The organism is Soonwooa purpurea (assembly GCF_053891095.1).
This window is the reverse complement of the sequence record NZ_JBSSMA010000011.1, coordinates 86,378-100,396: the sequence shown is the minus strand read 5'-3', so window position 1 is coordinate 100,396 and position 14,019 is coordinate 86,378. Positions and strand designations below refer to the sequence as shown.

Genomic DNA, 14,019 nt, shown 5'->3' with positions numbered 1-14,019 from the left:
CTATTTTAATATAAAGTTAACAATTAATATTATTCCGATCGCTAAAGACATGATGAGGACGTAGTTTTCTACTTTTCCATTTTGTAATCTCTTAGCGGCTCTTCCAGAGTCTGCAGCGCCCAATCCAATGAAGTTAACAATCGGATCAAGAACTGCTCTGTCGAACATCGAAGCTGCTTTTCCAAGACCTTCTACTGGTTTTACAACGCAAGCTTGGTAGATCTCATCGATAAACAATTTCTTGGCAGAAAGTCTTTCCCAACCTGTGTATTCTTCTTCCGGAAGTGCTATTTTCTTTTTGGTGACATAGATGTTTTTCACAACGAAAAATATAACAAGCACCATAATTATGGTAACCGCTAACAAAATCATCTCGATGTTAAACGGAATGGCAACATGTTCTTGCGGATACGCATAGATGGGATGTAACCATTTTGCTAAGTTTTGATATTCGCCATGACCAATAAAGTGAGGAAGATTAACAAATCCACCAACCACAGAAAGAATAGCCAACACAACTAAAGGAAGTGTCATAGAAACTGGACTTTCGTGGATGTGTTTCTTTTGTTCCTCAGTTCCGCGGAAATCGCCAAAGAAAGTTAAGAACAATAATCTGAACATATAGATAGCTGTTAAAGCGGCACTAAACAATGTCAACCCCCAAAGAAGTGGACTCTTGTCATATATTGTTACTAAAATTTCATCTTTAGAAATCATACCTGATAATGGTGGAATACCACAGATAGCCAAAGTTCCGATTAAGAACGTCCAATAGGTTACAGGGATTTTCTTTCTTAAACCTCCCATGAAACGCATATCTTGCTCGCCACTCATTGCATGGATAACAGAACCAGCACCTAAGAACAATAAAGCTTTAAAGAACGCATGCGTCATAACGTGGAACATTCCCGTGGTATAAGCACCAACGCCTAGAGCGATAAACATAAATCCTAACTGAGAAACTGTTGAATAAGCCAATACTTTTTTAATATCGTTTTGTCTTAATCCCATAAAAGCAGCAACCAACGCTGTTGCTAAACCTATTAATAATATAACATTAAGCGTAGAAGGAGCTAATGAGAATAAGAAATTGGATCTTACTACCAAGTAGATACCTGCTGTTACCATCGTCGCAGCGTGGATCAAGGCAGAAACAGGCGTTGGTCCAGCCATCGCATCTGGCAACCATGTGAATAACGGAACCTGCGCAGATTTACCAACTGCACCAATGAATAAACAAATCGTGATAAAGATAATCGCACTGCTATCTAAAGTGAACTTCGTTGAGTTTTCGGCAACGCTTAAAAAATCAATAGCATTAAGTTGTTGTGCCAAAGCAAAAATACCAATTAACAAACCTAAGTCACCGATACGGTTCATGATAAAGGCTTTGCGAGCCGCTTTACCATATTCTTCGTTGTTATACCAGAAACCAATTAATAGATAAGAACAAAGTCCTACACCTTCCCAACCAATAAATAGAATAAGATAATTGCTTCCCAATACCAATAACAACATTGAGAAAATAAAGAGGTTAAGATAACTAAAGAATTTATGGAATCCTTCGTCGTGACTCATGTAGCCAATAGAATAAAGATGGATTAAAGATCCAATTCCTGTAATAATCATCACCATCATAATCGACAGTTGATCGACCTGGAATCCGAAATTAACTTGCATTCCGTTGACTTTAAACCATTCAAAAGCTTTTACAATAACAGGTGCACTATCGCTATTCATTCCCATAAAGATGCTAACAGCAATCAAAAAAGAAGCAAATACAAGCAACGTTGCCAGCCCACCAACAAGGACTTTCGGAAGATTTTTACCGAACAGACCATTGATGAGGAATCCTGCTAATGGTAAAAGAATAATTGCGTAAACTAAATTTTCCATTCCTAATTATCCTCTTAATTTATTAAATATACTTACGTCTACTGATCGTGTATTTCTGTACATCATGGCGATAATAGCAAGTCCCACTGCTACTTCTGCAGCGGCAACAACCATGATAAAAAATACAAGTATTTGTCCATGTGAGTCACCTTTGTAAGCAGAAAAAGCTGCTAATAGTAGATTGACAGAGTTAAGCATCAACTCGACACAGCCCAAAATGATGATGGCATTTTTACGAATTAATACACCTAACACGCCTAGACAAAACAAAATGGTACTCAGAATAATAAAATATTCTAAAGGTACAGATTGAATAAAACTGTTAACTTCTCCCATTTTTTAAATTTCTTTTTTACCAATTAATACCGCACTTACGATACCAGCAAAGATTAATACTGATGCTAACTCGAACGGTAAAACATATTCGTTAAATAATAATCTCCCCAAATTTTTGGTCAATCCAACTGAGTAATCCACAGTCGCTGCAGCTGTAGTCTCGCCTGTTAGGCCTTTGTAAGCACCTAACATCCCGATGAACAAAATCCCAACGGTGAAAATCCCAATAAATTTTGGTAAGTTTTTCTTTTTACTTTCGTCTTTAGCATTTAGGTTTAACATCATCAATACATAAAGAAAAAGTACCATAATCGCACCGGCATATACAATGATCTGGACAATACCCAAAAACTGAGCATTAAGAAGTACATACATCCCAGAAATGCTAAAAAAAGTTACGATAAGTGATAGTATACTGTATAATGGATTTCGTGCAAATACAAAATACACAGCACTAAGAATTGCAATAAAAGCAACTGTGAAAAATAATATCTGATCCATTTTTAATAAGTTTTCTTTTGACGTTCACTAATATCGATACGCTCATCGATTTTTTCTACCAATCTGTCTTTGCCATAGACAAAGTTTTGTCTTATCATTTCAACATCTACAAGACGGTCTGTAAGGAAAATAGCTTCTTTTGGACAAGCTTCCTCACACATTCCGCAGAAGATACAACGCAACATATCGATTTCGTATATTTCGGCATATTTTTCTTCTCTATATAGATGTTTTTCGTCATTTGTGCGTTCTGCTGCGGTCATGGTAATGGCTTCTGCAGGACAAGCTACGGCACACAATCCACAAGCTGTGCAACGTTCTCTACCTTCTTCATCTCTTTTCAGGACATGTTGTCCGCGCCAGATAATAGCTCTCGGTTTTTGCTCCTCGGGATATTGTACAGACGGTACACCTTTTACAAGATTTCTGACAGCATGCTTCAGCGTAATACCCATCCCTTGCGCAATGGCAGGAAGATATAGTTTTTCACCAAGTGTCATTTTCTTGTTAGAAACAACTTTTGATCTGTTTGTTAGTTTCATTTAATTATAGATATTAGATGTTAGATGTTTAGATGTTAAATAATAAAACTGAAAATCAATTTCAAATTTTAGCATTTCGCACACCATCACATCATCATATTATCAACTTTTTTAATTTCCAAATAACAGGATTAAAGCACCTGTTAATAATAGATTAACCAATGCCAATGGAATTAAAGTTTTCCATCCTAAGTGCATCAATTGATCGTAACGGAATCTCGGTAAAGTCCATCTGATCCACATGAATAAGATGATACCAAATATTGTTTTGCTTAAAAATGCAACGATACTCAAAATACCGGCAACATTTTCTCCCCAATTGTTTGTAACCCAATCTATTCCCGGATAGTTGAATCCACCGAAGAATAATACAGTAATCAACGCATTGGAAATAAACATGTTAACGTATTCTCCGAACATGAAAAGTCCTAACTTCATCGAAGAATATTCTGTTGAATATCCAGTAACCAATTCGGATTCACATTCTGGTAAATCGAAAGGGTGACGGTTGGTCTCTGCCAAAGCCGCAATTAAGAAAATAATAAATGCAACCGGCTGGTAGAAAATATTCCAATTAAGTCCAGAAACTTCAGGAATGATACCCCAAATTTTTCCGTGTGTTTGGCTTTCAGTAATCACTTTTAAATCTAAACTTCCAGCCATCATAATGATTGCTAATAACGAAAGTCCCATTGCCAATTCGTAAGAAATCATCTGTGACGAAGCTCTTACCGCACTGATTAATGAATATTTGTTGTTAGAAGCCCAACCTCCAATCATGATACCGTAAACCCCGATAGATACCATACCAATAAGATAAAGTACACCAACATCGATATTTGCAACTTGCAGATCAAATGATTGTCCGCCGATATTAAGACTTTTTCCCCATGGGATAACAGCACCAGTAATTAATGAAATAAACATCACTAAAGCTGGCCCAATTATGAATAAGAATTTTTCGGCATTGGCTGGGGTGAAGTCTTCTTTGAAGAAAAACTTTCCACCATCTGCTAGAGGTTGTAACAAGCCAAATGGTCCTGCACGGTTTGGCCCAATACGGTCTTGCATAATTGCTGCAACTTTACGCTCTGCCCATGTAGAGTAGGCTGCCACGGTAAGAGCTAGCAAGAATAAAGCAAGGACTAATATTAATTTAAAAGTTAGTAGTTCCATAAAATTGTATTAGAAATTTGAGATCTGATAGCAAATAAAGCGTTGTTACCAAAACATCAAATTATCACATTTTCATATTAAATTTCGTCTTTTTTAGCAATTTCTTTTGCATCTGGATTATCCAATTGTCTGAAATAATCCTTTGGTTTTTCATAATGGTTCAAAGAAATAACTGAATGTCTATCGATATGTCTAGGGCCTTCGATTGTCCAATATTTCACATCTTTTCTTTCAAAACGACATGTATTACAGATCCAATCTTCCACCTCGCCATATTGATCTTGACGCGCTGTAACTCTTATCACTTCGTCGCCTTTCATCCACAACACCACTTTACCACTACATTTTTCACAAGAACAAGAAGCATTCAATGGTTTTGTAAACCACACGCGACTTCCGAATCTTGCCGTTCTGTCTGTTAGTGCTCCTACAGGACAAACATCGATAACGTTACCGATAAAATCGTTGTCCAAAGCCTTGTTAAGATAGGTCGAAATTTCAGCGTGATCCCCACGGAACAAAATACCATGTTCGCGCTTTTCTGTAAGTTGATTGGCTGCCAAGACACATCTTGCACAAAGGATACAACGGTTCATATTCAGTTTGATATATGGACCAATATCGTCTGCTTCGTAGGTGTTTCTTTCGAATTCTGTTCTGGTACCTGCAACGCCGTGTTCGTAACCCAAATCCTGAAGATGACATTCTCCAGCTTGGTCACAAATAGGACAATCCAAAGGGTGATTTAGTAACAAAAATTCGGTCACAGCTTTACGACCTTCTTGTGCTTTTTCGGAGGTTAGATTTTTGACCTCCATACCATCCATAACGCCAGTTCTACAACTTGCGACTAATTTTGGCATTGGACGAGGATCGGCATCAGAACCTTTTGACACTTCTACCAAACAAGTTCTACATCTTCCACCACTTTGCTCCAATTTGCTGTAATAGCACATTGCAGGAGGTACAGATTTGCCTCCGATTTGTCTAGCTGCCTCCAAAATAGAAGTACCTGGCAAAACTTCGGTTGTCTGTCCGTCTATGGTAACTTTAAATTTTTTAATTTCTTCGCTCATTTTATTTAATTATAAGCTTATAATTGTAGGTTTTACCCTCTTATTTTTTCTTATTGAATCCAAAAATATATCCGATTCCCAGATTGGCTTGCGCGAACATAAAATCCTGAGAGGCTTTGTCCGATTTATTAAGCGTTGTTTTAATATCTGGCATGTTGATATAACCAACTTTACCTTCTAATCTTAACATGATGTGGTTTGCAAAAATTATGTTAAAACTGGCTCTTGCATCAGCACCAAATCCTGCCAAATGAAAACGATCACTTCTTTCGTTTCCAAATAATTTAACATTCGATTTTGGAAGTAAAGCTCCTACGCCAGCCCCATAAGCGAACTCGACATCTAATCCTTTTTTGTTAAGAATATTTTGATATTTTTCTGCACCAATGTTGATGTAGTTGAGCCCATCTGTATGTTCGAATGTCAAAAATTCGCCATTGCTTAAGTTAACTGCTGAGCCTGGCATAATCATATTGGCGTAGGTTGGATCAGAAATATGACCTTTGAAACCAACACTTTGATTTTGATCCATCACATACTTCATGTGATCCAAGCCCAAAACAATAGCAACATTATCTTTGATAAAATACCCAATTCTTGCATTGGTCTGTGGAATGGTTAAGTTATCTGGTGCAAAATAATCCTTGAAAGTAAACTTTGTAGGTCTATCATGTGCAGATACTCTTTTCAACGTGAAGTCATAACCATCGCCTTTGAAATGGATGTTAGAGTCGCTGTAGGCAGCGGTATTCCAACCCCAGAACACAAATATTTTTCCTTTTTTAGTTAAAGAGCTGTCCTCTTGTGATGTTTGTGCTTGTGCTAATCCCAAAGTGCTAGACAAGGCCAATACACCAGCTAATAAAATCTTCTTCATTTTAGTTTCCTGCTACAACAGGAATAGGGTCAGCATAATTTGCTAAGCCATAATTTTGAGTTAAACATAATTCGGGATTGTTCACATGCCATTCGAACTCATCTCTGAAGTGGCGAATAGCTGCTGCAACAGGCCAAGCCGCTGCATCTCCCAATGGACAAATGGTATTACCTTCGATTTTTCTTTGGATATCCCATAACAAATCGATGTCGGCTAAAGTAGCCTGTCCGTTGTCAATTTTTTTCAATATTTTGTACAACCACCCCGTACCTTCGCGGCAAGGCGTACATTGTCCACAACTTTCATGATTGTAAAATCTTGCTAAAGTCATGGTATGTTCTACAACACATTGGTCTTCATCCAATACTTCGAAACCTCCCGATCCCATCATGGTTCCTGTTGCGAAACCACCATCTGCAAGAGATTCGTAGTTCATTAATCGAGGTTCGCCGTTTATCGTTTTTAATAATAAATTAGCCGGTAAAATTGGAACTGAAGATCCTCCAGGAATACAAGCTTTTAATTTTTTTCCGTTCGGAATTCCGCCACAATATTCATCAGAGTAAATGAATTCTTCAACAGAAATGGTCATGTCAATTTCGTAAACGCCGGGTTTGTTGATATTTCCACAAGCGGAAATCAATTTGGTACCTGTAGAGCGTCCTACACCAATTTTGGCATATTCTGCACCAGTTATATCGATAATAGGAACAACTGCTGCAATGGTTTCAACATTGTTAACAACGGTTGGTCTTTCCCAAAGTCCTTTTACAGCTGGGAAAGGTGGTTTTAGTCGCGGGTTTCCTCTTTTACCTTCTAGAGATTCTAGTAAAGCCGTTTCTTCTCCACAAATATAAGCACCTGCACCACGCTGAACATAAATTTCTAAATCGTAGCCTGTACCTAAAATGTTTTTACCTAGAAATCCTGCTTTTTTGGCCTCCTCAATCGCTTCTTCTAAAATATCTGGAATCCAAGAATATTCTCCACGAATGTAGATGTACGACACATTGGCTCCTAAAGTAAATGACGAAATCAGCATGCCCTCAATCAAAAGATGAGGAATGAATTCCATTAAATATCGGTCTTTAAAAGTTCCCGGCTCTGACTCGTCGGCGTTAACTACCAAATGTCTTGGCACGCCTTCCGGTTTTGCAAGGAAACTCCACTTCATACCCGTTGGGAAACCAGCGCCTCCACGACCTCTTAGACCAGAGATTTTTACTTCTTCCAGAACTTCTTCAGGCGTCATTTTCAGGGCTTTTTCAGCCGCTGTATATCCACCTTGTTTGCGGTAAACATCGAAAAAGCGTATGCCCTCTACATGTGCGTCTTTTAATAAAAGTTTTCTGCCCATCGTTAATATATTAATCTAAAGCGATTTGTCCTTGTCTGCAAAGCTCAAGGATTTCATCTACTTTTTCTATCGTTAAATTTTCATGATAAAACTTACCCAATTGCAACATTGGAGCATAGCCACAAGCACCAAGACATTCTACTGGCTTCAATGTGAAAAGACCATCAGCTGTTGTTTCTCCATCTTTAATGTTAAGTCTGGTACGGATGTGGTCTAGGATTTTTTCGCTGCCTTTTACCATGCAAGGTCCCGTTCTACAAACTTCCAAAACATATTTGCCAACAGGTTTCATATTAAACATGGTGTAGAAAGTAGCCACTTCGTAAACCTCAATAGGGGTGATATTAAGCACCTGCGCTACATAATCCATAACAGGAACATCTAGCCAACCACCGAATTCCTTTTGTGCAATATGCAAAACGGGAATTAAGGCAGACTTTTGACGACCTTCTGGATATCTTGCGATGATTTTATTTACCTGTTCTAAAGTTTCAGGTTTAAAAGCAATTGTTTCGCTCATATTTATAGATTTTAGATTTTAGATTTTAGATTTTAGATGAAAATCAAAACACTAAAAATCTATTTTATTTATAATTTATAATTCAAAATTCCTAAGCATCAAGCTCTCCCGCAATTACATTCATGCTACACATGGTTACAATCGCATCAGAAATTACCGATCCTGTAATCATCTCTGGATAGGCTTGGTAATAAATAAAGCAAGGTCTTCGGAAGTGTAATCTGTATGGACTTCTACCACCGTCACTTACCAAGTAGAATCCTAACTCTCCATTTCCACCTTCTACCGCATGATAAACTTCGCCACGAGGAACGTCTGTTTCTCCCATTACAATTTTGAAATGGTAAATTAAAGCTTCCATTTTGGTATAAACGTCAGCTTTTTCTGGAAGATAAAACTCGGGAACATCTGCATGGAAAGGACCTTCTGGAAGGTTTTCGTAAGCTTGTTTAATAATTTTAATAGATTCCCAAACTTCTTGTTGACGTACCATGAAGCGGTCGTATGTATCGCCTGCTGTACCAATCGGAATTGTGAAATCAAAATCCTGATAAGAAGAATAAGGCTGTGCCACACGAACGTCGTAGTCGACACCTGCAGCTCTTAGGTTAGGACCTGTGAAACCATAGCTTAAAGCTCTTTCGGCGGAGATACCACCCACACCAATCGTTCTGTCCATAAAGATTCTGTTTCTTTCCAAAAGATTACAAAATTCTTGGAATCTTGGTGGGAAAGTTTTTAGAAAATCTTTTATAAGTTCATGGAATTTAGGTGTAAGATCTCTTTCGAAACCTCCAATTCTTCCCATGTTAGTTGTCATACGGGCACCACAGATTTGCTCATACATATCATAGATACGTTCTCTTTCCACGAACATGTATGTCAGTCCAGTGATTGCTCCAGAGTCCATTCCAGTAACACCATTACAAATTAGATGATCGCCGATTCTTGCCAATTCCATCAAAATCACGCGCATATAGTCAACGCGTTTTGGAACTTCACAGCCTATCAGTTTTTCAACAGTCATGTGCCAACCTAGGTTGTTAATAGGCGCAGAACAATAGTTCATACGGTCTGTTAAAGTGGTGATTTGCGAAAAGTTTCTTCTTTCAGAAATTTTTTCGAAAGCTCTATGGATGTAACCAACAGTTTGTTCTGAGTGCAAAATACGTTCGCCATCCATGGTTAGCACATTTTGGAAAATCCCGTGTGTTGCTGGATGGGTAGGTCCAAGGTTGAGGGTGTAAAGTTGACCGTCAATTTGTTCCTTTGATTCGTATTGGTTAAGTATGTTTGATAATTCGTTGTCTTTCATAAATTTTAATGCTTTAGGCTATAGGCTTTAAGCTTACTGCTTACTGCTTATTGCATTAGTTCTATCTTCCGAACATGCTATCGTTTTTGTCAGTACGTGTGCCATCTTCCAGACGATATTCTTTTAACATCGGATGATAACCAAGATCGTCCATATTAAGAATAGGGCGAAGATCTGGATGCCCTTTGAATTTGATTCCGTAGAAATCAAAAGTTTCGCGCTCCATCCAGTTGGCACCAGCAAATAGTTCTGTTAAAGAATCGATTTCCGGATTTTCTTTTGGCATAAAAGCTTTAAGACGGAGACGCACGTTAGTCATCATATTATGTAAATGATAAACCACGCCTAATTCTTTTTCGGGGTTTTCTGGATAATGAATACCACAGATGTCTGTTAAAAAATTAAATTCTAAAGAAGAATCTCTCAAGTAGTGAACCACTTTTTTAATATCATCTTTTTTAACTTCCACCGTCAACATGCCATAAGGCTCGGATGTTATAAGAATTGTTTCAGGAAATTCTCTTGTTAAAGCTTCTAATACGAATTCGTTTGTCATGTTTTCCCTGATTTATTTAATTCCGTAAGATTCTAACAATGCTTTATATTCTGGTAAGTCTCTTCTTCTAAGACTTTCTGTACGTGCTAATTCTTGCACCTGCATAACCCCTTCGATGATTTGCTCAGGTCGAGGTGGGCATCCAGGGACATAGACGTCAACAGGTATAATTTTGTCAATTCCTTGAAGTACCGAATAAGTGTCAAAAATACCGCCACTAGAAGCACAAGCGCCAACGGCTACAACCCATTTTGGTTCTGCCATTTGGGAATAAACTTGTTTAAGAACTGGTGCAAGTTTTTTAGAAATTGTGCCACAAACCATCAACATATCGGCTTGTCGCGGCGAGAAAGAGTTTCTTTCCATACCGAATCGGGCTGCATCGTAAGTGGGGTTAAGCGTTGCCATAAATTCAATACCGCAGCATGATGTCGCAAAAGGTAATGGCCAAAGCGAATAACTTCTGGCAAGACCAATAACACTGCTCAATTTTGTCGCAAAAAATCCTTCTCCTTCATAACCTGCAGGAGCTGGATTGTTCATGTTAACAACTGGTTTATTATTATCTGACATTTTTTTTAATTTAATTATTTATCCCAATCCAAAGCACCTCTTTTAAGGACATAAAAGAATCCAAGGAAAAAGATGGATACAAATGTTACAATTGCTAAAAATCCTTCTGTACCCAACTCGCGGAAGTTGACCGCATAAGGATAGAAGAAAACAATTTCGATATCGAAAAGAACAAATAGGATAGCGGTAAGGAAATATTTTACAGAGAAAGGCGTTCTTGCATTGCCGACAACTTCCACACCACATTCAAAACTTTGTCCTTTTACTTCACTCTTTACTTTTGGGCCAAGAAAGTGTGCACCGAGTAAAGAAACGATTACAAACCCTAGACCTACAGCCGCTTGGATAAGAATCGGAATATAATTTTCTGGTAAATTCATTATTGTACCTAATTTATGCACCTGCAAAAGTACTAAATTAAGATGGAATAACAGAGAAATCAACCACTTTAAGTGATTTTGGAAATGTTGAAAAAAGCTAATTTAGAATAATTATAAATAACGAAATTGCTATTTTTTCTTATTCATTCTTTTTAATATTATAAATGCAAAATATGCGATATATAGAAACAAAATACTTGCGAAAATGATGTTAATCAATGTGTTAGTTTTTGGATCTTTTATAGGGTCTATAAAGTTGAATGCTAAAAATATCAGGATAAGAATTGCGTATATGATAATTTGCTTTTTCATGTTTTGATGACTTTTAATAAAAAATTAATTTAAGCAATTGTTTAATAAATTATATTTCCTTGCTATAAGTTCGTCTTCTTTTATGATTAATTGGCTCGTAATCTTGCCAAAGTAGTTGGATGTTTTTGTTTTCTTCCAACTCTGGATTGGTCTCTAAGAATTTGACGCCTTTTTTTCTAAAAGTATCATAAATTTCTTTAAAAATAATCGCCGTAACACCGCGGCGTTGATAGTCTGGATGGATGCCTATTAAATAAAAATTCGCACGATCATTCTTTTTTCCAGCATTTAGCAAATGCCACCAACCAAAAGGGAAAAGTTTGCCTTTTGCCTTTTGTAAAGCTCGAGAATAAGAAGGCATTGTAATGGCAAATGATATCAAATTATGATCTTCGTCCTCGATACAGATAATGTAATCTTTGTCGATGAAACCAAAATATTTTTCTTTGTAATGATTGATTTGTTCATCTGTAATCGGGGTGTAAGTCGAAAGCTCTTTGTAAGTTTCATCCAAAAGTTTGAACATGGGTTCTACCAACGGGAGGATTTCTTTTTTGTTATTAAATTTAAGAACTCTTAATTTATATTTTTCTTTAATTAAATTGTTGAATTTGACTACTTTATCAGGTAAAGTTTCAGGGAATTCAATCTCGAATTCTACCCATTCTTTTTCTTTAATCAAACCTAGGTTTTCTAAATGTTTTGGATAATAAGCTTCGTTATAAATGCCAATCATTGTCGCAAGTCTGTCAAAACCCATCGTTAACATTCCGGCTTTGTCCAGATTGGTAATGCCCATTGGTCCTTCTATTTTAGAAATGTTTTTGCTTTTTGCATACTCGATTGCTTTGTTAATTAAGGCTTTTGAAACCGATTCGTCATCAATAAAATCCAACCATCCAAATCTTAGCTTTTTGATACCAAGATCTTTTTCTTCTTTATGATTAATCATCACCGCGATTCGACCTACAATTTTGCTGTCTTTTAAGGCTAAAAATTGTTGCGCATCAGCATATTCCAAAGCAGGATTTTCGGCAGGATTCCAAATGTTAAGTTCGTCCGCTGTTAAAGCAGGCACATAGTTGGGGTTGTTGCGGTACAAATCGTTTGGAAATTGGACAAAATCTGTCAAATCTTTCTTTGATTCTACCTTTTTTATGATGATTTGTGACATAATTTTCAATATTAAACAAATATAAGCGCAAAAGCTACTCATTGCAATACTTTGGCATAGTTTTTACAACAAAATAAGTGCTAAAATAAAATTTATAAAACTAAATAAAATGACAGGTTATTATTTAATTATCGGTCTTACGATGCTGGCGAGTTGGCTCGTATCGAGTAGGCTGAAATCAAAATTTCAGTATTATTCTCAGGTACATTTGAGGAACGGAATGTCTGGAAAAGAAGTTGCTGAAAAAATGTTGAGAGACAATGGGATTAATGATGTACAAGTAATTTCGGTTCCAGGTCAATTGACGGACCATTACAATCCAGAAAACAAAACAGTCAACCTTTCCGAAGGTGTATATATGCAAAGAAATGCAGCGGCAGCGGCTGTTGCAGCTCACGAAGTAGGTCACGCAGTGCAACATGCTGTGGGCTATTCGATGTTGCAATTGAGATCAAAATTAGTCCCTATGGTTAACATCAGCTCCACTTTATCACAATTCGTAATTATGGCTGGTATTGGTGTTATGGTGGCTTCAAGAACTATTGAAAACCCTCAAGGTAATACTTGGGTTTTGGCAATTGGCGTTGTGCTTTTCGCGGTGACTACTTTATTCGCTTTTGTAACGCTTCCCGTAGAATATGATGCGAGTAATCGTGCGATGAAATGGTTGAAAGATACAGGAACGGTGACGCAAGAAGAATATATTGGGGTTGAAGATAGTCTAAAATGGGCTGCGAGAACTTATGTGGTAGCAGCTTTAGGGTCATTAGGACAACTTTTGTATTGGGCTTCGATGCTTTTCGGAGGCCGTCGCGAGTAATATTTACAAATCTATAAAAGCATACTCTAAAAGCATCTCTGACAATTGGTTGGAGATGCTTTCTTTTTGAGCGGTTTTTACGCGCGCTGTGATGTGACAAATTTGTTGCGCATTGAAGTCTAAAATTTGTGCGCCATTTTTATTGAGTAAAGAAAAAATAACATTTTGCTGACTGAATTTAAAACTGAGTTTCAGTTCACTTTCCAATTCTTTAGTAATGATATTTGCTGATTCCAAGGTTAATTTAGCGCTTTCTTTATAAGTTTTGACCAAGCCTGAAACGCCAAGTTTTGTTCCGCCATAGTAACGAATGACAACCACTAAAATATTGGTGAGTTGATGGGCAAGAAGTTGGTTATAGATGGGCAATCCTGCACTTCCACTGGGTTCGCCATCATCGTTGGCGCGGTAGTTTTCGCCAGAAAGTCCTAGTCGGTAAGCGTAACAATGGTGCGTTGCTTTTGGATGAATTTCGCGTAAATGATTAAGACAAGATTTGACTTCTTCTTCAGAGATGACGGGATAGGCAAAACCAATGAATTTGCTGCCTTTTTCTTTTAGTGAAATATCTTCAATTGGCTTTTCGATGCTTTGGTATTCGAACATTT

The 14,019-nt window shown here is 37.3% G+C and carries 16 protein-coding genes; 1 reads left to right on the top strand and 15 read right to left on the bottom strand.

The window, feature by feature from the left end; genetic code table 11:
• From nuoL to ACVFVN_RS11145, 14 genes are all read right to left on the bottom strand, one after another.
• Positions 1 to 1,896: an NADH-quinone oxidoreductase subunit L gene (gene nuoL, locus ACVFVN_RS11210; protein WP_456235318.1), complete on the bottom strand. Its 1,896-nt coding sequence runs from the start codon at positions 1,894 to 1,896 to the stop codon at positions 1 to 3.
• Between the two features lie 6 nt (positions 1,897 to 1,902).
• Positions 1,903 to 2,232 (bottom strand): NADH-quinone oxidoreductase subunit NuoK, encoded by a 330-nt coding sequence (gene nuoK, locus ACVFVN_RS11205; protein WP_165136645.1) that lies wholly within the window; start codon positions 2,230 to 2,232, stop codon positions 1,903 to 1,905.
• A gap of 3 nt (positions 2,233 to 2,235) precedes the next feature.
• Positions 2,236 to 2,733, bottom strand: coding sequence for an NADH-quinone oxidoreductase subunit J family protein (locus ACVFVN_RS11200; protein WP_456235317.1), 498 nt, complete (start codon positions 2,731 to 2,733; stop codon positions 2,236 to 2,238).
• A 2-nt stretch (positions 2,734 to 2,735) separates the two neighbouring features.
• Complete coding sequence (locus ACVFVN_RS11195) at positions 2,736 to 3,275, bottom strand: NuoI/complex I 23 kDa subunit family protein (RefSeq protein ID WP_456235316.1); 540 nt, start codon at positions 3,273 to 3,275, stop codon at positions 2,736 to 2,738.
• Between the two features lie 111 nt (positions 3,276 to 3,386).
• Positions 3,387 to 4,451: an NADH-quinone oxidoreductase subunit NuoH gene (gene nuoH, locus ACVFVN_RS11190; protein WP_456235315.1), complete on the bottom strand. Its 1,065-nt coding sequence runs from the start codon at positions 4,449 to 4,451 to the stop codon at positions 3,387 to 3,389.
• Between the two features lie 77 nt (positions 4,452 to 4,528).
• On the bottom strand, positions 4,529 to 5,527 hold the full coding sequence (locus ACVFVN_RS11185; RefSeq protein WP_165136656.1) for a 2Fe-2S iron-sulfur cluster-binding protein: 999 nt from the start codon (positions 5,525 to 5,527) through the stop codon (positions 4,529 to 4,531).
• 40 nt (positions 5,528 to 5,567) lie between these two features.
• Positions 5,568 to 6,404: a hypothetical protein gene (locus tag ACVFVN_RS11180; protein WP_456235314.1), complete on the bottom strand. Its 837-nt coding sequence runs from the start codon at positions 6,402 to 6,404 to the stop codon at positions 5,568 to 5,570.
• 1 nt (position 6,405) lies between these two features.
• Entirely contained in the window at positions 6,406 to 7,761 is a 1,356-nt protein-coding gene (gene nuoF / locus ACVFVN_RS11175) for an NADH-quinone oxidoreductase subunit NuoF (protein ID WP_165136662.1), read from the bottom strand.
• A gap of 10 nt (positions 7,762 to 7,771) precedes the next feature.
• A complete protein-coding gene (locus tag ACVFVN_RS11170; RefSeq protein WP_456235313.1) occupies positions 7,772 to 8,281 on the bottom strand; it encodes an NADH-quinone oxidoreductase subunit NuoE family protein in 510 nt (169 codons plus the stop codon).
• Between the two features lie 91 nt (positions 8,282 to 8,372).
• Positions 8,373 to 9,596: an NADH dehydrogenase (quinone) subunit D gene (nuoD, locus tag ACVFVN_RS11165; protein WP_165136668.1), complete on the bottom strand. Its 1,224-nt coding sequence runs from the start codon at positions 9,594 to 9,596 to the stop codon at positions 8,373 to 8,375.
• 61 nt (positions 9,597 to 9,657) lie between these two features.
• Positions 9,658 to 10,152 (bottom strand): NADH-quinone oxidoreductase subunit C, encoded by a 495-nt coding sequence (locus ACVFVN_RS11160; protein ID WP_456235312.1) that lies wholly within the window; start codon positions 10,150 to 10,152, stop codon positions 9,658 to 9,660.
• Positions 10,153 to 10,164: 12 nt separating this feature from the next.
• Positions 10,165 to 10,725: an NADH-quinone oxidoreductase subunit B gene (locus ACVFVN_RS11155; RefSeq protein ID WP_165136674.1), complete on the bottom strand. Its 561-nt coding sequence runs from the start codon at positions 10,723 to 10,725 to the stop codon at positions 10,165 to 10,167.
• Between the two features lie 14 nt (positions 10,726 to 10,739).
• Complete coding sequence (locus ACVFVN_RS11150; RefSeq protein WP_165136677.1) at positions 10,740 to 11,105, bottom strand: NADH-quinone oxidoreductase subunit A; 366 nt, start codon at positions 11,103 to 11,105, stop codon at positions 10,740 to 10,742.
• A gap of 361 nt (positions 11,106 to 11,466) precedes the next feature.
• Positions 11,467 to 12,591: a GNAT family N-acetyltransferase gene (locus tag ACVFVN_RS11145; RefSeq protein ID WP_456235311.1), complete on the bottom strand. Its 1,125-nt coding sequence runs from the start codon at positions 12,589 to 12,591 to the stop codon at positions 11,467 to 11,469.
• Positions 12,592 to 12,700: 109 nt separating this feature from the next.
• Here ACVFVN_RS11145 and ACVFVN_RS11140 point away from each other — a divergent pair, with 109 nt between their 5' ends.
• Entirely contained in the window at positions 12,701 to 13,411 is a 711-nt protein-coding gene (locus ACVFVN_RS11140; RefSeq protein WP_456235310.1) for a zinc metallopeptidase, read from the top strand.
• 3 nt (positions 13,412 to 13,414) lie between these two features.
• On the opposite strand, the gene ACVFVN_RS11135 is transcribed toward ACVFVN_RS11140, so the two are convergent.
• Positions 13,415 to 14,017: an IMPACT family protein gene (locus ACVFVN_RS11135; RefSeq protein ID WP_456235309.1), complete on the bottom strand. Its 603-nt coding sequence runs from the start codon at positions 14,015 to 14,017 to the stop codon at positions 13,415 to 13,417.
• Positions 14,018 to 14,019 lie beyond the last annotated feature (2 nt).